Source organism: Pseudomonas sp. AB39(2026) (assembly GCF_059831485.1).
The window spans coordinates 750,389-769,370 of sequence record NZ_CP195212.1 but is presented as its reverse complement, the minus strand read 5'-3'; the positions used below and the strand labels follow the sequence as shown (position 1 = coordinate 769,370).

General features: G+C 60.2%; 20 protein-coding genes. 10 read left to right on the top strand and 10 right to left on the bottom strand.

Annotated features, from left to right (window positions below; genetic code table 11):
* Positions 1 to 49 precede the first annotated feature (49 nt).
* Positions 50 to 934: a LysR family transcriptional regulator gene (locus ACSAMW_RS03375; protein ID WP_500592665.1), complete on the bottom strand. Its 885-nt coding sequence runs from the start codon at positions 932 to 934 to the stop codon at positions 50 to 52.
* Positions 935 to 1,059: 125 nt separating this feature from the next.
* On the opposite strand from ACSAMW_RS03375, the gene ACSAMW_RS03370 reads away from it, so the two are divergent.
* From ACSAMW_RS03370 to ACSAMW_RS03355, 4 genes are all read left to right on the top strand, one after another.
* The gene (locus ACSAMW_RS03370) at positions 1,060 to 2,400 is read left to right on the top strand and encodes an MFS transporter (RefSeq protein ID WP_500592664.1); all 1,341 of its coding nucleotides are present in this window, start codon (positions 1,060 to 1,062) and stop codon (positions 2,398 to 2,400) included.
* 37 nt (positions 2,401 to 2,437) lie between these two features.
* A complete protein-coding gene (locus ACSAMW_RS03365) occupies positions 2,438 to 3,712 on the top strand; it encodes a glucarate dehydratase family protein (protein ID WP_500592663.1) in 1,275 nt (424 codons plus the stop codon).
* A gap of 78 nt (positions 3,713 to 3,790) precedes the next feature.
* The gene (locus ACSAMW_RS03360; RefSeq protein ID WP_500592662.1) at positions 3,791 to 4,717 is read left to right on the top strand and encodes a Gfo/Idh/MocA family protein; all 927 of its coding nucleotides are present in this window, start codon (positions 3,791 to 3,793) and stop codon (positions 4,715 to 4,717) included.
* Positions 4,718 to 4,831: 114 nt separating this feature from the next.
* Positions 4,832 to 5,230: a response regulator gene (locus ACSAMW_RS03355; RefSeq protein ID WP_500592661.1), complete on the top strand. Its 399-nt coding sequence runs from the start codon at positions 4,832 to 4,834 to the stop codon at positions 5,228 to 5,230.
* A gap of 88 nt (positions 5,231 to 5,318) precedes the next feature.
* On the opposite strand, the gene ACSAMW_RS03350 is transcribed toward ACSAMW_RS03355, so the two are convergent.
* Positions 5,319 to 5,606 carry a hypothetical protein gene (locus ACSAMW_RS03350; protein ID WP_500592660.1) on the bottom strand — a complete coding sequence of 96 codons (288 nt, stop codon included), beginning with the start codon at positions 5,604 to 5,606 and terminating at the stop codon, positions 5,319 to 5,321.
* Positions 5,607 to 5,635: 29 nt separating this feature from the next.
* Entirely contained in the window at positions 5,636 to 6,631 is a 996-nt protein-coding gene (ftrA, locus tag ACSAMW_RS03345) for a transcriptional regulator FtrA (protein ID WP_500592659.1), read from the bottom strand.
* Positions 6,632 to 6,755: 124 nt separating this feature from the next.
* Here ftrA and ACSAMW_RS03340 point away from each other — a divergent pair, with 124 nt between their 5' ends.
* Positions 6,756 to 6,947 carry a hypothetical protein gene (locus ACSAMW_RS03340; protein ID WP_168081211.1) on the top strand — a complete coding sequence of 64 codons (192 nt, stop codon included), beginning with the start codon at positions 6,756 to 6,758 and terminating at the stop codon, positions 6,945 to 6,947.
* A 48-nt stretch (positions 6,948 to 6,995) separates the two neighbouring features.
* On the opposite strand, the gene mgrA is transcribed toward ACSAMW_RS03340, so the two are convergent.
* Together mgrA and ACSAMW_RS03330 are read right to left on the bottom strand one after the other, a co-directional pair.
* The gene (gene mgrA / locus ACSAMW_RS03335; protein ID WP_500592658.1) at positions 6,996 to 8,033 is read right to left on the bottom strand and encodes an L-glyceraldehyde 3-phosphate reductase; all 1,038 of its coding nucleotides are present in this window, start codon (positions 8,031 to 8,033) and stop codon (positions 6,996 to 6,998) included.
* Between the two features lie 212 nt (positions 8,034 to 8,245).
* Entirely contained in the window at positions 8,246 to 9,103 is an 858-nt protein-coding gene (locus ACSAMW_RS03330; RefSeq protein WP_500592657.1) for an urea carboxylase-associated family protein, read from the bottom strand.
* Between the two features lie 192 nt (positions 9,104 to 9,295).
* Here ACSAMW_RS03330 and poxB point away from each other — a divergent pair, with 192 nt between their 5' ends.
* Positions 9,296 to 11,014, top strand: coding sequence for a ubiquinone-dependent pyruvate dehydrogenase (poxB, locus tag ACSAMW_RS03325; protein WP_500592656.1), 1,719 nt, complete (start codon positions 9,296 to 9,298; stop codon positions 11,012 to 11,014).
* Positions 11,015 to 11,024: 10 nt separating this feature from the next.
* Here poxB and ACSAMW_RS03320 read toward each other — a convergent pair whose 3' ends face one another.
* Both ACSAMW_RS03320 and ACSAMW_RS03315 read right to left on the bottom strand, forming a co-directional pair.
* A complete protein-coding gene (locus ACSAMW_RS03320) occupies positions 11,025 to 11,720 on the bottom strand; it encodes a GNAT family N-acetyltransferase (RefSeq protein ID WP_500592655.1) in 696 nt (231 codons plus the stop codon).
* A gap of 73 nt (positions 11,721 to 11,793) precedes the next feature.
* Complete coding sequence (locus tag ACSAMW_RS03315) at positions 11,794 to 12,885, bottom strand: NADH:flavin oxidoreductase/NADH oxidase (RefSeq protein WP_500592654.1); 1,092 nt, start codon at positions 12,883 to 12,885, stop codon at positions 11,794 to 11,796.
* Between the two features lie 86 nt (positions 12,886 to 12,971).
* On the opposite strand from ACSAMW_RS03315, the gene ACSAMW_RS03310 reads away from it, so the two are divergent.
* Together ACSAMW_RS03310 and ACSAMW_RS03305 are read left to right on the top strand one after the other, a co-directional pair.
* Complete coding sequence (locus ACSAMW_RS03310) at positions 12,972 to 13,283, top strand: ArsR/SmtB family transcription factor (RefSeq protein ID WP_500592653.1); 312 nt, start codon at positions 12,972 to 12,974, stop codon at positions 13,281 to 13,283.
* Between the two features lie 100 nt (positions 13,284 to 13,383).
* Positions 13,384 to 14,457, top strand: a complete 1,074-nt coding sequence (locus tag ACSAMW_RS03305) for an aldo/keto reductase (protein ID WP_500592652.1) — start codon at positions 13,384 to 13,386, stop codon at positions 14,455 to 14,457.
* 35 nt (positions 14,458 to 14,492) lie between these two features.
* Here ACSAMW_RS03305 and ACSAMW_RS03300 read toward each other — a convergent pair whose 3' ends face one another.
* Positions 14,493 to 15,431, bottom strand: coding sequence for a diguanylate cyclase domain-containing protein (locus tag ACSAMW_RS03300; protein ID WP_500592651.1), 939 nt, complete (start codon positions 15,429 to 15,431; stop codon positions 14,493 to 14,495).
* A 268-nt stretch (positions 15,432 to 15,699) separates the two neighbouring features.
* Here ACSAMW_RS03300 and ACSAMW_RS03295 point away from each other — a divergent pair, with 268 nt between their 5' ends.
* Both ACSAMW_RS03295 and ACSAMW_RS03290 read left to right on the top strand, forming a co-directional pair.
* Positions 15,700 to 15,882, top strand: coding sequence for a hypothetical protein (locus tag ACSAMW_RS03295; protein WP_500592650.1), 183 nt, complete (start codon positions 15,700 to 15,702; stop codon positions 15,880 to 15,882).
* Positions 15,882 to 16,700: a hypothetical protein gene (locus tag ACSAMW_RS03290; protein ID WP_500592649.1), complete on the top strand. Its 819-nt coding sequence runs from the start codon at positions 15,882 to 15,884 to the stop codon at positions 16,698 to 16,700. The genes ACSAMW_RS03295 and ACSAMW_RS03290 overlap by 1 nt, the downstream gene beginning before the upstream one ends.
* A 250-nt stretch (positions 16,701 to 16,950) precedes the next feature.
* Here ACSAMW_RS03290 and ACSAMW_RS03285 read toward each other — a convergent pair whose 3' ends face one another.
* Both ACSAMW_RS03285 and ACSAMW_RS03280 read right to left on the bottom strand, forming a co-directional pair.
* On the bottom strand, positions 16,951 to 17,919 hold the full coding sequence (locus ACSAMW_RS03285; protein ID WP_500592648.1) for an endonuclease: 969 nt from the start codon (positions 17,917 to 17,919) through the stop codon (positions 16,951 to 16,953).
* Positions 17,920 to 17,982: 63 nt separating this feature from the next.
* Complete coding sequence (locus ACSAMW_RS03280; RefSeq protein WP_500592647.1) at positions 17,983 to 18,816, bottom strand: IclR family transcriptional regulator; 834 nt, start codon at positions 18,814 to 18,816, stop codon at positions 17,983 to 17,985.
* Between the last annotated feature and the right edge of the window lie 166 nt (positions 18,817 to 18,982).

Sequence of the window (18,982 nt, the reverse complement as noted above, 5' to 3'; positions counted from 1 at the left end):
GTATCGGCCTTGTTACACAAACCTTGACTCCGCCGGCCGGCAGCCGGATTCAGACTGCAGCGCGAATGGCCTCCAGCAGCATCCTGCACGCAGGGTTGTCATTGTCGGCCCGGCCAATCAAGTGCAGCTCGCTCTGCACGCCGCTACCCAGATTCATGGTGTGGAACATCACCTCCTTGAATACGACGTTTGTGGCGCAGTGAGGTACCAAGGCCAGCCCCAATCCCGCGTTTACCAGCGCCAGAATAGTGAGCGAAGAGCCTAGCCATTGGACGTAGTCTGGCGTTACCCCGGCAGACCTGAACATCCCGGTCAGTAACTCATTGAAAGGCGCATACGCGGCATGGGAATACATGAGAAATGGCTCGCCGTGCAGATCGTTGACGGTGACCTCTGGCTGGGTAGCCAAAGGATGAGCGCGGTTGACGGCCAGTACGAAGGGCTCGCGTACTAACCGTTCGCTTACAAAGCCTGGCTCATTCAAAGGGGCGCGGGCGATGCCCAGATCGATACGCCGCGCGCGCAAGGCTTCCTGCTGTTGTGCGGTGTTCATTTCGGTCAGCGCAATGTTTACGTGGGGCTGCTGCTCGCGGGCCTCGGCGATCACCCGAGGAAGGAATTCATAGACTGCACTGCCTACAAAACCAATGGTGACCGAGCCGATATCTCCCGCCGCGAAGCGCCGTGCCGAGACTGCTGCCATCTCTGCCCGTTCCAGCAGGCTCTGGGCTTCAAGGAAAAAAGCTCGGCCAGCCGCGGTGAGCGCGACCGTGCGCGTATTGCGGTTTAGCAACGCGACGCCCAGTTGGTGCTCAAGCAGTTGGATCTGGCGGCTGAGAGGCGGCTGGGTCATGTTGAGCCGCTGGGCCGCCCGCCGAAAATTGAGTTCAGTGGCCACGGCGGTGAAGCAACGCAGTTGGGCGAGTTCGAACACTGATTCATTCCAGGTATCAATCAAGAGTCAAACTAGATTAGACCGCAACACTGCGCCGGTCCATCATCAGCGCTGCATCCACAGCGGTGCGGCCTACCCACAAAAACAATAGCGGGAGATGCCCAGTGAACCAGCCCCATCGCGCCGTCCCGGCCGACGTGCTTGCCCAGGCGGCGAGCAAGGTCAAGCGTCACGTATTGCCACTGTTCGTGGTGATGTTCATCGTCAACTACATCGACCGGGTGAACATTGGCTTTGTGCGAAGCCATATGGAAACCGACCTGGGCATCGGTGCAGCGGCGTACGGCCTGGGCGCCGGGCTGTTCTTCGTGGGTTACGCCCTGTTCGAAGTGCCGTCCAACCTGCTGCTGCAGCGCTATGGGGCACGGGCCTGGCTCGCCCGGATCATGCTCACTTGGGGCATCGCGGCCATGGCCATGGCGTTTGTACGGGGGGAAACCAGCTTCTACGTGCTGCGGTTTATTCTGGGGGCGGCGGAGGCGGGGTTCTTCCCCGGCATCATCTACTACTTCACCCAATGGTTACCGGCGGCCGAGCGCGGAAAGGCCATGGCGGTATTTCTCAGTGGCTCGGCCATCGCCTCGGTCATTTCCGGGCCTGTTTCAGGCGGCCTGCTCAGCCTGGGCTTGCCATTGCTGCACAGTTGGCAATGGATGTTCCTGATCGAAGGCGCCGCATCGGTGGTGCTGTGCGGGTTTGTCTGGCTCCACCTGCAATCGCATCCCCATGAAGCCAAATGGCTTACCGACGAAGAGAAGCACGCGCTGACTACCACCATCGCTCAGGAGCAAGCGGCGCGTGAAGCACAGCAAAACGGGCGACCGTCGATCCTGCGGCTCTTGGCCGACCGACAGATCATCGTGTTCTGCTTCATCTACTTTTCGGTCGCACTGACCATTTATGGCGCCACCTTCTGGCTGCCCAGCATGATCAAAAAGATGGGCAGCCTGGGTGATTTTCAGGTGGGCCTGCTCAATGCCATTCCGTGGCTGATCTCCATTGTGGCCATGTACGGGTTCGCTGGGTTAGCAGCCAAATGGCGCCACCAGCAGGCCTGGTGTGCGCTCACGCTGCTGATCGCCGCGCTGGGGATGTTCATGTCCACCACCGGGGGGCCGGTATTTGCCTTTGTCGCAATCTGCTTTGCCGCCATCGGCTTCAAGGCAGCCTCCGCGCTGTTCTGGCCACTGCCCCAAGGTTATCTGGATGCCCGGATCGCCGCCGCTGTCATTGCCCTGATCAACTCCATCGGCAACCTTGGTGGCTTTGTAGCCCCGACGGCGTTCGGGTTTCTGGAGCAAACCACCGGATCTATCCAAGGTGGCCTGTATGGGCTGGCAATCACCTCGGTAGTGGCTGCCGTGGTGGTGATGTTCGCTCGTGGGAAGCCAGGTTCTGGCAAGCAACCGCTGGCTGGTGGCAAGGCTGCGCCTGTGTCCGTGTAAAGGCGGCCGTCATTCTTTTGAACCAGGAGTTCGGACTGTGAAGATCACCCGTGTCACTGTAACCCCCATTGCGTTCCGCGACCCGCCACTGCTCAATGCCAGCGGCATCCACGAGCCTTGGGCCTTGCGCTCCATCATTGAGGTGGAAAGCGACAACGGCTACATAGGGTTGGGGGAGAGCTATGGCGACGCCCCGGCCTTGGCCATCCAGCAAGCGTTGCAAAGCCAGCTGATTGGCCTGGACCCTTTCAACCTCAATGCGTTGCGCACCGTGGTGCAGGCCACTGTCGCTTCGCACAAGCCGGCCAGCCTGGCTGGCGCTGAGCTGGCACCGGGTTCTCACGCCAGCAAAGCCGTGAGCAACGCCTACTCGGCCTTCGAAGTGGCCTTTCTGGACCTGCAGGCCCGCTCCCTTAACCTGCCACTAGTGGACCTGCTGGGCGGTGCCGTGCGTGACCGAGTGCCGTTCAGCGCCTACCTGTTCTTCAAGTATGCCCAGCATGTGGCGTCTCCCTACCCGGCAGACAACTGGGGCGAAGCCTTGAGCGAAGCCCAGATCGTTGCCCAGGCAGCGCGCATGATCGAGGCGTATGGCTTCAAAAGCATCAAGCTCAAGGCCGGCACCCTCCCGCCTGAACACGAAGTGGCCTGTATCAAAGCACTGAAGGAGGCATTCCCGGACCACCCCTTGCGCATTGACCCCAATGGCAACTGGTCGCTGGAGACCGCCATTCGCATGGCGGAGCTGCTGGGCGACGACCTGCAATACTACGAAGACCCCACCCCTGGCCTGGAGGGTATGAGCGACTTGCACAAACGCACCGGCCTGCCACTGGCGACCAACATGGTGGTGACGGACTTTGATGAGTTCCGCCGAAGCGTGCCCCTGAACAGCGTGCAGATCGTGCTGGCCGACCATCACTACTGGGGTGGCCTGCGCGATACCCAGCATTTGGCGAAAATGTGTGACACCTTTGGCCTAGGTGTGTCCATGCACTCCAACTCCCATTTGGGCATCAGCCTCATGGCCATGACCCATGTGGCGGCGGCCACCCCCAACCTGGGTTACGCCTGCGACACCCATTACCCGTGGCAGGAGCCGGATGAAGAGGTCATCAAGGGTGGCAAGGTGGTTATCGAAGACGGCTGCGTGGCCATCACCCGGGCGCCAGGGCTTGGCGTTGAACTGGATGCTGACCAGTTGGCCAAGCTGCACGAGCAGTTCCTTGGCTGTGGCATTCGCCAGCGCGACGATGTGCGCCAGATGCAACGCTACAAGCCCGAATGGAAAGCGGTGAAACCCCGCTACTAACCCCATGCACCCCGGCGGCAGACCGGCTACCATCACGCCTGTTCAATCACCTCCACAACAACAAGACAGGAGTGTTCGATGCAGCCGATTCGTCTTGGCCTGGTAGGCTACGGCAAGATTGCCCAGGACCAGCATGTGCCCGCCATCCAGGCCAACCCCGCCTTTTCTCTGTGTGCGGTGGCCACTCAAGGCCAGCCGTGCCCAGGGGTCGCCAACTTCGGCTCGCTGGCCCAGATGCTCAGTGCAGGGCCTGCCCTGGATGCCATCGCGTTTTGTACTCCGCCCCAGGGGCGTTACGGGCTGGTGAGCGAGGCACTGGCCGCTGGCAAGCATGTACTGGTGGAAAAACCCCCGTGTGCCAGCCTGGGTGAGGCGTTGGCACTGGTCGACCAGGCAACCGAGGCCGGCGTGACGGGCCTGTTTGCCTGGCACTCGCGGTTCGCGCCTGGGGTGGCCCCAGCCAAGGCCTGGCTCGCGGGGCGCACATTGAAGGCGGTGCACGTGACCTGGAAGGAAAGCGTGCGCAAATGGCACCCTGGGCAAACCTGGATCTGGCGGGCTGGCGGCCTGGGGGTCTTCGACCCGGGTATCAATGCGTTGTCCATTGTTACCGATGTGTTGAGCACGCCTTTGTTCGTGGAAACCGCCCAGTTGCAGGTCCCCGAAAATTGCCAGTCACCCATTGCCGCGACCATGCGCCTGCGTAATGCCACTGGCCTGCCGGTCACGGCGGACCTGGACTTCGACCATGGCCATGACGAACTCTGGCGCATCGAGCTGGAGGCAGGTGATAGCGTGCTACGCCTCGACCAGGGCGGTGCTGCGCTGAGTATCGACGGGCACAGGCAAACACTGCCCGCAGAAGCCGAGTACCCGGCCATGTACCGGCACTTCCAGCAACTGATCGCCAGCGGCACCCGCGACATGGACGTGCAGCCGCTACGCTTGGTGGCTGACAGCTTCTTTGCCGGTGAACGGGTGCTTGTGAAAGCATTCCACGAATAGAAAAAGGCGGGCGGGGCAGGCGTATCGATCATTCAGACACTCGACAAAACCCGTTTGCCCCCGTAGCGTTGCGGCTAGGTTTCACTTGTTCTCGCAGCAGCCAGGTTTTTATCTATGAGCGTAGCCGGCGCCCCTTGGGCAGACCGTATTCGGGACCTTCGGGTATTGGTGGTAGAAGACGACACATTGGTCAGCCTATTCCTGGAGGCCTTGCTGGAAGCGGTGGGTATTACCCACGGGGTGCAAATGGCGCAGACCATGGACACGGCCGTCTGGCTGGCCCAGAGCGGGACCTTCGATGTAGCACTGCTGGACGTTTACCTAAATGGCACGCCCAGTTTCGAAGTTGCCGAGGCGCTGGCGACCCGCGGTATTCCATTCGCGTTCGCCTCTGGCTTTACCCCGGACGATGTGATGGCGCGTTTCCCAGGCATACCTGTGATCGCCAAACCCTTTCAGGCGGCCGAGTTAGAAGGGGTCTTGAAAGCCTTGCTCGAAGGCCGGGGTGACTGACCCTAGGCTTGTTCCCCGACTGGCACCGGCTCCGCAGTATGCGTAGGAGCCTGCGAAGCGGGCGAAGTACTTTAGGCAATGAAGGTAGTTATTCAGCCTTTTTCTTAGTCTTGTTGGTCTCATACTGGTTGTCATACATCTTGTCTGCCTTTCCCCCTTTCTGATCCTCAGGCCGCACTTTTACCGGGCCCGAGTCCAGAATGCCGCCCCCTTGTCCCTTTACGTCCGTGGGCGTTTCCGCAGCACCTGATCGAATTTCCTTATGCACGCCGGTGTCAGGTTTGCCTGTGCCGTTGGTGTCGGCAGCCAGGGCGTGGGCTGTCATCATCGACGTGGCGAGAAACAGGCCGGCTATCGCCGTTTTATAGGTAGTCATGTACATCTCCTTCGGGTTTACCAGCATTCCTAGCCGACACGTAATTCACGCACCGTGTTCCCTGACAGAATGCAGCCGAACCGCTCGCGATACGCCGACGGGGCCAGGCCGATATGCTTGCGAAAAGCCAGGCGCAACGCCTCTACCGAGCCAAACCCGCAGCGCTCGGCCAAGCGCTCCAGGGGCAGAGCGGTGCTTTCGAGCAGCTCGCGTGCACGTGACAGCCGCACCTGTTGAAGCCAGGCTTTGGGCGTCAGGCCGGTAGCTTCGGTGAACCTTCGTAGAAACGTCCGTTCGCTCATCAGTGCACGGCCAGCCAGGGCCTTCACGGTCAGCGGTTGATCAAGCTGCTGTTGTGCCCAGTCCAGTACCTGCGACAGGGCATGGCGGCCATCGCAGGCCACAGGCGCAGGTATGAATTGCAATTGCCCGCCCGCACGCTGTGGCGACATTACCAACCGCCTGGCCACCCGATTGGCCACGGCGGTACCAAAGTCACGCGCCACCACGTGCAGGCAGGCGTCGATGCCTGCAGCACTACCAGCGGATGTGATGACCTGGCCGGCATCTACGTACAGCACGCCTGGGTCGACCTCCACAGCGGGGTAGCGCTTGGCCAGTTCATCCGCGTACTGCCAGTGGGTGGTGACACGCAGACCGTCAAGCAGGCCTGCGGCTGCCAGCACAAACACCCCTGAACAGATGGACAACAGGCGCGTGCCCCGGGCATGTGCTGCCTGGAGTGCCGCAATTAACGCATCGGAGGGCGGTTCATCACGGTTACGCCAGCCTGGGATGACCACAGTATGAGCCTCTTCAAGCCCCTCCAGGCCCGCTTCGGCCATTATGTGGATACCGCCCATGGCGCGGAGCGGGCCGGGGTCGGCGGCCACCACGCGATGGCGATACCAGGGAAAGCTGAACTCAGGCCGAGCCAGGCCGAATACCTCCACCGCGATGCCGAATTCGAAGGTGCACAGGCCGTTGTACGCCAGGGTGGCAACCGTACCAGGATGGTTGAACATAAAGGCGAGCCTGCTGAAACCCGTTGAGGTGAGCACTATAACCCGATGATCGGCCTGAAGGTTTTCACCTAGGCGCCGATACCTTTTTTGACAGCATTTGAAGCAGGTTGAAGGAGGGTCGATCATGGCGGCCGCGCGTAACACCACGTCAGCAATCCCCGAAAAAGGGGCCAACGAGCGCACGCTGGCGCTGGTAGGTTTTGGTATTCCATTCAATGAAGTGGTCGGCCACCCTAGGGAGTTCCTGGTGGCCGACTTGCCTCGGCAGCTGGCTGCCACCATGAAGGGCGGCAGGATTGCTGTGAGGTTTCGTTAAGGCAAGGGTGAAGGGAGGCGCATTACCGCACAGCCTTACAAGCTCGCGTCAAACGGCTGAGGAAGGTTTTTCCCACAGGTTGATCTTGCCTTCCACAGCGAAACGGTCGATTTCGGTCAGCTCTTCGGCAGTGAAGTCCAGGTTGTCCAGTGCGGCTACGTTTTCGACGATTTGCTCTGGTCGACTCGCGCCAATCAGCGCACTGGTCACACGCGGGTCGCGCAGGGTCCAGGCCAGTGCCAACTGGGCCAGGCTTTGGCCGCGTTTCTTCGCGATGTCATTCAACGCCCGCACATGAGCCAGGTTCTCCTCAGATAGGTGGCCGGCCTGTAGGGATTGCCCGCCAGGCTGGTTGACCCGTGCGTCTTGCGGGGTTCCATTGAGGTATTTGTCTGTGAGCAAACCCTGAGCCAAGGGAGTGAAGGCAATAACCCCCGCGCCCAGTTCCTCCGTGGTGTCCAACAGGTCTTTTTCAACCCAGCGGTTGAGCAGGTTGTAAGCGGGCTGGTGAATCAGCAGCGGCACTTTCCATTCCGCCAACAGCGCGGCCATCTCGCGGGTTTTGGTGCCTGAATAGGAGCTGATACCTACGTACAATGCCTTGCCCTGTTGAACGGCAGTAGCCAGGGCGCTGGCGGTTTCTTCCAAGGGTGTGTCGGCATCGAAACGATGCGAATAGAAGATATCTACGTAGTCCAGGCCCATGCGCTTCAGGCTTTGGTCCAGGCTGGCCAGCACGTATTTGCGCGAGCCGCCGCCCTGGCCATAGGGGCCAGGCCACATGTCCCACCCGGCCTTGGAGGAAATGATCAATTCGTCCCGATAGGCGTGGAAGTCTTCACGCAGCAGCCGGCCGAAATTGATTTCTGCACTGCCATAGGGCGGGCCGTAATTATTGGCCAGGTCGAAGTGATTGATACCCAAGTCAAAGGCCGTACGCAGCATCGCACGCTGGCGGTCGATGGGGGTGCTGTCGCCAAAGTTATGCCACAGCCCCAGGGACAACGCTGGCAGCACCAAGCCACTGCGGCCTACACGGCGATAGGGAATGCGTTCGTAACGGTCGTTGGAAGCGAAGTAGGTCATGACAGTCCTTTATAGGGTCAGTCGAAATGGCGGTTGCCTGGGCGAACCAGCCCGAGGTGACCGTGCAAGGTAGGCCCGGTGTGGGCGACAGAACAGGCCGCTGCCACTCAGGCACAAGGATATGGAAACCCTCGGCGGCATTCTGTTCGAACGCTGTGTGGCTCCAGCCTGGTACGGGGCCGTAATGCCTGCCAGGCCCCGCAGTTGGTCATTCAACGACCATGGGTACGGTCATAGCCATTCACCTGAGGCGCCCGCCAGCCCTCGGGCAGCTGTTCAGGGGCGTACACCTCAACCTGCATCGGGTAGCAGGCTACGTTGTCGGAAGAATGCTCGGACGAGCAGTCCCCACCGGGGCAGGCCGACATGCAGCCCAGAAGGTCGATTTCAGCGAAGAACTCCAGGTAGTCGCCTGGCCGTACTGGGCTGGCTTTCATGAAGTAATGGCCCGTATCCCGTGTGAAGCCAGTGCACATGAACACATTCAACACGTCGTGTACGTGGGCTTCAGCTTCCTCAAAGGACAGTCCTGTCGCCTCGGCCAGTGCCCGGGTGAGGTTGGAATGGCAGCAGTGGTGGTAGTGGCCCCCACTGAGCAGGTTGTGGGTGTAGGGGTCACAGCGCGTACCGATCACGTCATGGACAGCCCCGCCGAATGCATCGACGCCATACCAGCCCAAGGTGTCGTGGGTGAGGGTCGCCATGGGCCGCAAGTAAGGAAAGTTGGAGAACAACTGGTCCCCAGTGCTTACGTGGGTGCCATTCAATGCACGGGTTTTGCCTGTATACAGCCGCTCTTGCAGGTTGTGCGCGTTGAACAGGTTCAGGTCGCCCACCTGAGGGCCTTCAATACACACCAGGCGGCAGAAATGTCCGGCAGGTACGTTCCAGGTGCTGGCGCTGCGGGGGGCAATGGTGACCGTGTCTACTCGCTTGAGCCCGGTTCGCAGGGCTTGATAATGCTCAAGCGGTGGTCGGGGCAGGGCCTGGGTCGGGTAGCAGATCACCGGTTTGACAGCTCGGCGCGCCTCGGCATCGGCCGGTTGAACGTGGTGCGTAGTGTCTTTCATTCCAAGCCCCATGGACGACGATGATCGCCTTAGGCTAGCGGTAGCAGGGGTGTCTGCGCCAGCGGGCGTATGCAGCTACTGCCGTAGAGCAGTCGTGAAAGGGCAGTGTGACACTTTTGTTAGTTATCCTCTTTGAACACTCGGATCTGAAGGGACTCACACCTTGAATCCAATTCTTCAAGGAGTGCCTCAATGGCGACCGCTGCCGATTACATGGTCAACACACTCAAGCAGGCGGGGGTCAAGCGCGTCTACGGCGTCGTTGGCGACTCGCTCAATGGGTTCACCGATGCCATGCGCCGCCTGGGCGGGCTGGACTGGGTGCACATGCGTAACGAAGAAGCGGGTGCGTTTGCAGCCGGTGGAGAGGCCCACCTCACAGGGGAGCTGGCGGTCTGTGCCGGCAGCTGTGGCCCAGGCAACCTACACCTGATCAACGGGCTGTTCGACTGCCATCGCAGTGGGGTGCCGGTGCTGGCCATTGCGGCGCACATTCCCAGCAGCGAAATCGGTATCGACTATTTTCAAGCCACCCATCCAGAGTCCCTGTTCAAGGACTGCAGCCACTACGTGGAATTGGTGTCCCAGGCTGAGCAACTGCCGCAGATCCTTGAGCGGGCCATGCGGGTGGCTATCAGCCGTCGCGGGGTTGCTGTGGTGGTTATTCCTGGGGATGTAGCGCTCGCGCCGCTGGATGCACCCGTGGCCAAATGGCTGGCGCCTAAAGCGCCGGTGGTGGTGCCGGCATTAGACCAGTTGGGCGAGCTGGTGGAGTTCCTGAACACTGGCGAACGCATCACCTTGTTGTGCGGGGCTGGTTGCGCCGGCGCCCATGACGAAGTGGTGGCGCTGGCCAAGTTGTTGAAGGCGCCTATCGTCCATGCCCTACGGGGCAAGGAATACCTGGAGTACGACAACCCTTATGACGTGGGCATGACTGGGCTGATCGGGTTTGCCTCAGGCTTCCATGCCATGAAGGATTGCGACACCTTGCTGATGCTGGGCACAAATTTTCCTTACCGGCAGTTCTTCCCCGAACACACGCGTATTGCCCAGATCGACCTCAAGCCCGAAGCACTGGGCAACCGCTGCCCGCTGGCAATCGGTGTGCTCGGTGACGTGAAGCACAGCCTCGAGCAGTTGCTGCCACGGTTGGAGGAACATACGGACAGCAGCCACCTCAACAAAGCCATCGCCCATTACGAAAGCACCCGCAAGAACCTGGACGACCTGGCAGAGAGCGGCCCCAACAGCCCTACCATTCACCCGCAATACCTCAACCGGCTGGTAAGTGAATTGGCGGCCGAGGATGCCATTTTTACCTGTGACGTGGGCACGCCCACGGCCTGGGCCGCGCGCTACCTGAAAATGAACGGCAAGCGCCGGTTGATCGGGTCGTTCAACCACGGCTCCATGGCCAACGCCATGCTTCAGGCCATCGGCGCCCAGGCCAGCCACCCAAGGCGGCAAGTGGTGTCCTTGTCTGGCGACGGCGGTTTCAGCATGATGATGGGTGATTTTCTGACCCTCAGCCAAGCCAACCTGCCTGTCAAAGTGATCGTACTGAACAACGGCACCCTGGGCTTTGTGGAAATGGAAATGAAGGCCAGCGGGCTGGTTGACGTAGGCTGTGACCTGAAAAACCCGGACTTCGCCGCGTTTGCCCGTAGCATGGGCATCAAGGGGATCCGGGTCGAGAAGCCGCAGGACCTGGAGGGTGCATTGACCGAAGCCTTTACCCATGACGGCCCGGTGCTGGTCGATGTGGTCAGCGAGCGGCAGGAGCTGATCATGCCGCCCGAGATCACTGCGGCCAATGTGAAGGGCTTTGGCCTGTTCATGCTACGGGCAGTGATGGACGGGCGTGCGAAGGAGCTGATCAACTTGGCCAAGGGTAACTTGGTGCGTTAAGCCGCCCGGTTTAACGTGGCGGCCGATGCTCCCGGGCCTGGCGAGCATAGGCTGCTGCGTGTCGCTCCAGCTGGTCCAGCCGATAATCGCGCTGCTTCTCGGCGTCCACCATGGCCTTGCGGCCCTTCTGCTGAAGCAGGTAAACGTGGATCTGTTGCACTTCCAGCGTGCGATAGAGCGGGGCCACGTCCAGCCGGTGCACCGTGCCTGCGGTGCGCACAGGTCGCGTATTGAGCAACACGTGTGGGCCACTGGCACCCACCACATGCCACCCCAGTGCTTCAAACCAACTGCTGCTTTGAACAAGGCACGGCGCTTCGGCATGGGGGTAGCGCGCGGTCACGCTTTCGAGCAACTGGCGGCCGATGCCCAGGCGGCGATGGTCGGGCCTTACCACAAGGTACAGCAGGGTGCAGGCGTCTACAGCGCCGGTGGCTGGCATGAACAGCGCGAAGCCCAGGACCTGCTCAGGGTTCTTAGGCGAAAGTGCCAGCAGCAGTTCGGGCGCGTGAGCGGCGGCAGTACCCAGGGCTTGAAGGTAGTGATGTATCTCCAACCCCAGCCCATATTGGTACAGCGGGTAAAGCGGATTGCTGGGCGCCAGTGCAGCGCTGCCGAGCACGGTGAGGTGGTCGATGGCCAACTGCTGCACCTGATCGGCAAGTGCAGCTGGCGGCGGGCTGACCCAGTGGTGTGTTGTGAACATAGGGCTCGAGAAGGGCAGGTATGAAGGCAGCATCATACCTTAAGGCTGCACCCACCACCCATGAGCCCAACAGTCAGCGGTAGCGTTCGAGCCAGTGGGCGTAAGGCGCGGGCAGGGTCCATGACGCCTTGTCCACATTCAGCTCTTTGGCAGCGAAGTACGCCCAATGTGGGTCGGCCAGGTGCGCACGGCCAATGGAGACCAGGTCCAGCTGGCCGTTGGTGACCGCTGCCTCTGCAAGCTTAGGATCACCGAAGCCCCAGGCGGATGTCACCGGCAGGCCGGCTTCACGCCGTACACGTTCTGCCACCGGCCCCATGAAGGCCGGGCCCCAGGGAATGTTGGTGTCTGGAATGGTGAACCCTACGCTCACGCTTAGCAGGTCCAGGCCACCGTCCTTGAAACGACGTGCCAGGTCAATGGATTCGGCCAGGGTCTGTTCGTCCCTGCCGTCGTATTCGATCACGCCGAAACGGGCCGTGAGGGGCAGGTGCTCTGGCCATACTTCACGGACCTTGGCCAAGGTTTCGAGCAGGAAGCGGCTGCGGTTGTCGAAGCTGCCACCATAGGCATCGGTACGCTGGTTGGAATGCTCAGAGAAGAAGCTCTGGCCCAGGTAGCCGTGGGCGAAGTGCAACTCGATCCACTCAAAGCCGGCATCACGGGCGCGGCGGGCTGCATCTACGAAATTCTGCTGCACACGGGCGATGTCATCCAGGGACATGGCGCGGGGCACCTTGGGCAGGTTGGCGCCAAAGGCAATGGCAGACGGGGCGATGGTTTCCCAGGCACGGCTGTCACTGTCGGGGATGTGGTCATCACCTTCCCATGGGCGGTTGGCGCTGGCCTTGCGGCCTGCATGGGCGATCTGGATGCCGGGAACGGCGCCAGCGGCCTTGATAGCCTTCACGGCTGGAGTGAACGCCTGGGCTTGTTCGTCGGTCCAGATGCCAGCACAGCCTGGGGTGATGCGACCTTCCGGCGCTACAGCAGTGGCCTCAACCACCACAAGGCCGGCGCCGCCCCGCGCCATGCTTGCCAAATGAACATGGTGCCAGTCGTTGATAACGCCTTCCTCGGCCACGTACTGGCACATGGGTGGGATGGCAATGCGGTTGCGGAGCGTTACATCCTTGAGGGTGTAGGGTGTGAACAGCGCTGACATGAATATCTCCGAGCAGTGGTTACTACGATTGTTCGATAGTATTCGAAATATGGCCTTTGTTGAAGCCCCCCGTTATCATGCGGGCCATGAGAGCCTACACACACCCCGAACCCGACGCCTTTGTGCTAGAGCGCGTGCTTTACGCCCTGAGCGACCCTGTACGCCTGGAAATTGTCCGCCACCTGGCCGGGGTTGCCCAGGCCAGTTGTGGTGAGCTGGACGGCGGGCGGCCAAAATCCAGTGTGTCTCACCACTTCAGGGTGCTGAGAGAGGCCGGCCTGGTGCACACCCGTAACGTGGGCACCACCCATATGAACGCGCTGCGCCGCGATGAGCTGGAAGGGCGGTTCCCAGGGCTATTGGCAGCGATCCTGGGACAGGGCAGTACGGCGGCCTGAACCTGTCACGCAAATTTGAACGTTTCCAAACAGCAGCCCGTCGGTATGCAGGGCGCGGCAACTCGCGCTCTGTCTGATTTTGCTGAGGGAGGAACTGTCGATGAAATACCGCCCGCTGGGTAATACCGGTGTACTTGTTTCGGAACTGACCATCGGGAGCGTGCCCTTTGGTGGCCGAGGCGCTTTCGAGAAAACCGGCAGCGTAGACGTCGATCAGGCGCGACGTATGTTCGACTTGGCCTTCGACGCCGGCGTGAACATGGTGGATACCGCTGACCTTTACTCCCACGGCCTGGCCGAGGAAATCGTCGGCAAGGCACTGGGTGCGCGCCGCTCATCCATCGTTCTGGCGTCCAAGGCGCGTAGCCCCATGAGCGATAACCCTAATGACAGCGGCGCCTCGCGCTACCACCTCATCAGCGCCTGTGAAGCCAGCCTCAAGCGCTTGGGCACCGACCATATCGACCTGTACCAGATACACAACTGGGACGGCGTAACGCCGGTCGAGGAAACCCTGGCAGCGCTTGACCACCTAGTACAAAGCGGCAAGATCCGCTACTTCGGTACGTCGAACTACGCCGCCTGGCAAATGATGAAAACCCTGGGCAGTGCACGCCTCAATGGCTGGCAGGCGCCGGTATCCCAGCAGATCTACTACACCCCCGAAGCCCGTGAAGCCGAATACGAGCTGCTCCCCATGGCACTGGACCAAGGTTTCGCGACCCTGGTGTGGGGGCCGTTGGGCGAAGGGTTGCTCACCGGTGCCGTACGCCGTGGCAAGCAAACGCCCAAGGGCACGCGTCAGGGTAATGACTGGCCGGAACCCTACGTACATGACCGCGAACGGGCCTACGATATCATCGAAGCCTTGATCGCCATCGGTGAGCGCCATGGCTGCTCGCCGGCACGCGTATGCCTGGCCTGGCTCAAGGATCGCCCGGGCGTCACCAGCGTGATTACAGCAGGGCGCACCGTAGAACAGCTGCAAGACAACCTGAAGTCAGTGGACTTGGTATTGAGCGAACAAGACCTGGCCGAACTGGAACAGGTGAGCCGCATTGCGCCCCAATACCCCTACTGGCACCGGGTCGCAGCTGGCATGGACCGTATCGACCCTGCTGAAGCGCCCTTTATCGAGCTGTACCGCAAGACCATGGAAAGCAACCAGGGCTAACACTGGCAGGGGCGTGCTTGAGTGGGCGCTGTGATTCAGTTTTCACGGCGCCAGGTGTTGATCTGCGACCGTCCTGCCCTTTTTGCACGATACAGGGCTTCATCGGCGTGCCGCAGCAAGGTGTGCACGTCGGTGCCAGCTTCTGGCGTAAAAGCAATGCCGATGGAAGAGGACGTGTGGATTTGGTGGTTGCCTAGGTGCCACAGGCGGCTCAAGGCTTCGCACAGTCTGCGTGCGACACTCAGGGCCGCTTCAGGGTCGGTATCAGGCAGGAACACCACAAACTCATCGCCCCCGATGCGGCCGAACAGGTCCTGCTCGCGCAGGCAACTACGCCCTCGGCCGGCAAAGGCTATGAGCAGGTCGTCGCCTACCTCGTGGCCCAGCGTGTCATTGATCAGCTTGAAACGATCAAGGTCCAGGTAGAGCAGTGCGCCACTGGCAGCACCTTGCGGTCCCGCCTCGGCGGTGTTCAGCGCCAAGGCGATCATGTCCAGAATACCGCGCCGGTTGGGAATGCCCGTTAGCGGGTCCAGGTAAGCCAGGTTCTTGAACCGCTCTTCACTGGCGTAGAGGGCGTTTTCGGCCAGCTTACGTTCGGTAATGTTGCGGCTCACGATGACCAGCCGGTAACGGCTACCATCCGGGTTGAACGAGGGTGTCTTGACCACTTCCCACGTGTTGATGCGCTGGTCAGCCCCCATGAACGACTTTTCGATGATTGTGGGGCTGCGGTTGTTCCAGGCCTTGGCGTCAGTGGCCAGGTTATAGGCAAAGGCGTCAGCGAACTGCGGCCGGATAGCCATCAGCTCAACGTCTGTAAGGCCGTGGTAGGCAAAGCCGCTCATTGCGTACGCTACCAAGGCGGTCTCGTTGCAGAACAGCCATCGCCCTGCGCCATCCTTGACCACAATGAACTCCTGAATGGAATCCAGCAGGGCTTGGAGGTCGACAACGTCACGGGGGGTGTTCATGAACAAATACCAACGCAGCAGGGAATCTGAATTACAGTGTATCGGCCCCAGATGCACCGCCATCAGCCCGGCTGTCCGAAGTCGGCCAACGGGTCGAATCCTGCCTTACGCCGGCTAGCGCTGTCCAGGCTGCTGCTCGTTAGCAGCCTTTGGAAACATATCCATAACGGCCATGAAGTTTCATCCTCAAAGGGTCTGTTATAGTGACGCTCGGCAGCAGAAGCACGCCGTGGTCTCTGCCATGCACTTCATTACTGGAGGAATACCCATGCTTGGACTGCTCTGGAAACCGAACAAGCGGGAAAAAAAGCTGCTTGAAGCATTGCGCGATCTACGGACGCTTCGTGTCACTCCCCGCGGTGGGATGTCCATTGATTCGCAGGAAATTCTCAGTAATGAAAGTTTCATCGCTGCCAGCAAAAGAGCGAAGCAGATAGTGGCGAATGATTGATGGGGCTGCTGCTGATTCTGCCCATTCTTGTCAGCGGGTATATTTTCTGTAACGGCAGTATTTATCGACAGGCCACAATCAGTAGATATGATGGTCAGCTCTTGTACATGCTGATCGCGAAAACAGGCATTTTTTTGTTTGCCCTGGCCGCGGCAACCAGTTTCGGCCTTATGTATGGCAGCAAGCATGGGTGGCTCGAATGGCTGAATCCTCATTATTCAACCTCTGTACAACACGTTAAGGCAGCGTTGGTTGAAAATGGTCTAGCGCAAGATCAAACAACGTCGTTATGGGTGTTTTTTGGGCAGGCATCATTCCTTTCTTTTTTCTTTTCTTGGCTGTTTCCACGTATTTTCCCTTTTCTGGTAAGGCTTCGTTATCGTATCAGTGCTGCCAAGGCTCAGGCTTTGATCCTTGGCTCAAGGGTTCCATTGCCACCGTTGACCAAACACCTCTTGAGTTCCGTCAGTGACAAGCACAGCCAGTACCTGTTTTCGATGAGCGATCGCAAGGTTTACGTTGGGCGTGTTTCATCTGTAGGGGACTTGCATGAAACGGGACTTATGGACGAAAGCTTTGAAATCGTGCCCACCATGAGCGAATACCGTGATCCGAATACGCTTAAGGTCACCTATACTACGGACTATTCGGCAGTAGTCGAGGATATGCAGCTAAAGGGTAGAGAGGTTGGTTTCACGATTCTTTTGTCTCAAAAGAACGTTGTTTCATTAAGCCGGTTTGAACCGGAGGTTTGGGCCCGGTTCAAGGCTCGACAGCAGGAGGCAGGGTCATTCTGGGAAGTGTGGTCTGCTCACTAGGGTTTATACGAAAAGTCGGCGAGCGAAGGCCAAGCCGGGACGCACAGGCAAGTAAAGAGTCAGCGAGGAAGCGGATTGGGCCGCACTCGGCTGGGCCCGCACTCGGCTGGGCCCGCACTCGGCTGGGCCCGCACTCGGGTTTACTGGCTGTAAATGAGCATTCCGACAGGGACGCTCAATCTGGGCTGGCAATCCAGTTGGCTTTTGACACAGCATGGCCGAGTGCAGCCACTTTCCGTACAACGCCTGATTACCGACAATTCCCCGCCTTGTGATACCCCGCAGCAACGGCTTGCGCCTCTGTCACGAACGTTACCCGGTTGCTGGGTGCCACCTTGTCATAACTGGGGCACCCGGTGGGCAGGTGGTAGAGGTGGCTGCGCTTGTTGGCAACTACCGGGGTAGCCAGTGGAACAGTGCCTGTGCCAGGAGCAGCGGCAGGCGCATTCGAAGGGCGCGCCGGCACAGGGCTTACCAGCCCTTCACCGGTGGGCTTGTACCCCAGTGTCCAGGTGCGTTGCCCGGTCACGAAGGGGTTGGCATGGCCCATGATGGCAGTGATTCGCCGGTCTCGTTCCTGCTCCCAGGGGGTAACCGGGTATTGCGCGTTCCAGCCCATGAGCAGTTGCTGCTGTTGGCGGGACATGCTCAGGTTGTAGCGATCGAACATGTAGAACGTAATGCGGGCAACTAGCCCTTTGACGTCATCGCGTGGTTCGGCCACACGTGCCTTGAAATCCACTTTGGTCTTGCATTGGCCGTATTCGGGCGCAATGCCAGAGACCATGCCGTAGTTGAAGTTGCTACGGTCCCCGTTCACTTCGCCCACGGACGGGTACAGGTTGAACAGGTCGGCTTCCATGGCCTGGAATACCGGGTCGTCGCTGACACAATGCTCACGGCCGCCGTGTTGCCAGCATTGGCGCTGGTTACCGAAGGTCCAGGCGGGCACGATGTGTTCCCATTCGGTGCGCTGTGAGCGGTTGGCCTGTTCCCGGGCCTTCAGGCCACAGGAAGCGGCGTCTATCCGCCCACCGGACTTGCCCACCCATGTCCACTGGCAACCGCAGTACAGCTCGCCCATCTGGCTGGTCCCTTGGTCCATGTACACCTTTTCCCTGGCGACCACTTTCGCCTCGCTGAACGTGGCCGGTGGCTCGGCCAACGCAGGCAGGGAAGGGAGCAGGGTTGATAACAGAATGAGCAGCAGTTTTTTCATAAGAAGCATTGCCAAGGGTTTCAAACGCGGCAGTATACGTGGGGTAGCGGGAAAAGCCGCGCCCTAGCCAAACACTTGTGAAGGCCGGCGCAGGGCAGGGTCAAATGGGTTGATGCGGCCTGACACCCCCTTGGCCTCGCGCTTGAGCAATTCCACCACCATGGTCATACGTGAAGGGGTCAACCTGTCGGCAATGGTGGCCACACTTAGCGCTGCCACCGCATGCCCCTCGGTATTAAGCACAGGCACCGCCACCCCGGCCATCCCTTCCAAGGCACCGGTGTTGCGGCCTGCATAGCCCAGGGCGCGTACCGCGTCGATTTCCATGCGCAAGCTCACTTCGTCGTAGGCGTGTACGACGCGCAGCCGGGGCAGGTTGTAGCGAATCACCTCGTCACGCTCCTCATCGGGCAGAAAGGCCAGGATCGCTAGGCTGCCTTGCCCCACGCCTAGTGCGATCCGGCCACCTACATCGCCCGTAAAGGTGCGGATAGGGTAAGGGCCTTCGCTACGGTCCAGGCATACCGCGTCAAAGCCTGCGCGGGCCAGCAGGAACAACGAATCCCCAAGCGAGGCCGACAACCGCAGCAGGCTGGGCCGCACCACGTCGCGCAGGTTGCCCGCCTGCCCAGCTTTGGCAGCGAGCGCGAAGAACGCCAGGCTCAGCCGGTACCTTTTGGTACGTAGGCACTGTTCCACCATCCCCTCACTGACCAGCCCACGCAGCAAGCGGTGAGTGGTGGGCTGGGACAAGCCCACTTGGGCAGCCAGTTGGCTAACGCGCTCGCCGTCTGCCGACCCGTTTCCCAATGCCCGCAACACAGCAAACAACCGAGAAACCCCGCTGACACCGGCTTCAGGCTCCTCATGATTCGACTCTTCGGAAGGGGATTTCATATTCACCTCTGGGCATTCCATTCAGTGGAATTATTTGAAAATAAACCACGCTCAGTGAAATCACTGTTTGGCCGCATGCTAGGCATTGGCCTACTCTGCTGTCCATAGGGCGAAACACACAATATCGGCCGCCGTTACCCACACGAGCGCCAACGTCCCGGTTTAC

Coding starts and splice junctions, on each gene's coding strand:
- ACSAMW_RS03360 (WP_500592662.1), top strand. CDS start 3,791: ATGCAGCCGATTCGTCTTGGCCTGGTAGGCTACGGCAAGATTGCCCAG.
- ACSAMW_RS03355 (WP_500592661.1), top strand. CDS start 4,832: ATGAGCGTAGCCGGCGCCCCTTGGGCAGACCGTATTCGGGACCTTCGG.
- ACSAMW_RS03350 (WP_500592660.1), bottom strand. CDS start 5,606: ATGACTACCTATAAAACGGCGATAGCCGGCCTGTTTCTCGCCACGTCG.
- ftrA (WP_500592659.1), bottom strand. CDS start 6,631: ATGTTCAACCATCCTGGTACGGTTGCCACCCTGGCGTACAACGGCCTG.
- ACSAMW_RS03340 (WP_168081211.1), top strand. CDS start 6,756: ATGGCGGCCGCGCGTAACACCACGTCAGCAATCCCCGAAAAAGGGGCC.
- mgrA (WP_500592658.1), bottom strand. CDS start 8,033: ATGACCTACTTCGCTTCCAACGACCGTTACGAACGCATTCCCTATCGC.
- ACSAMW_RS03330 (WP_500592657.1), bottom strand. CDS start 9,103: ATGAAAGACACTACGCACCACGTTCAACCGGCCGATGCCGAGGCGCGC.
- poxB (WP_500592656.1), top strand. CDS start 9,296: ATGGCGACCGCTGCCGATTACATGGTCAACACACTCAAGCAGGCGGGG.
- ACSAMW_RS03320 (WP_500592655.1), bottom strand. CDS start 11,720: ATGTTCACAACACACCACTGGGTCAGCCCGCCGCCAGCTGCACTTGCC.
- ACSAMW_RS03315 (WP_500592654.1), bottom strand. CDS start 12,885: ATGTCAGCGCTGTTCACACCCTACACCCTCAAGGATGTAACGCTCCGC.
- ACSAMW_RS03310 (WP_500592653.1), top strand. CDS start 12,972: ATGAGAGCCTACACACACCCCGAACCCGACGCCTTTGTGCTAGAGCGC.
- ACSAMW_RS03305 (WP_500592652.1), top strand. CDS start 13,384: ATGAAATACCGCCCGCTGGGTAATACCGGTGTACTTGTTTCGGAACTG.
- ACSAMW_RS03300 (WP_500592651.1), bottom strand. CDS start 15,431: ATGAACACCCCCCGTGACGTTGTCGACCTCCAAGCCCTGCTGGATTCC.
- ACSAMW_RS03295 (WP_500592650.1), top strand. CDS start 15,700: ATGCTTGGACTGCTCTGGAAACCGAACAAGCGGGAAAAAAAGCTGCTT.
- ACSAMW_RS03290 (WP_500592649.1), top strand. CDS start 15,882: ATGGGGCTGCTGCTGATTCTGCCCATTCTTGTCAGCGGGTATATTTTC.
- ACSAMW_RS03285 (WP_500592648.1), bottom strand. CDS start 17,919: ATGAAAAAACTGCTGCTCATTCTGTTATCAACCCTGCTCCCTTCCCTG.
- ACSAMW_RS03280 (WP_500592647.1), bottom strand. CDS start 18,816: ATGAAATCCCCTTCCGAAGAGTCGAATCATGAGGAGCCTGAAGCCGGT.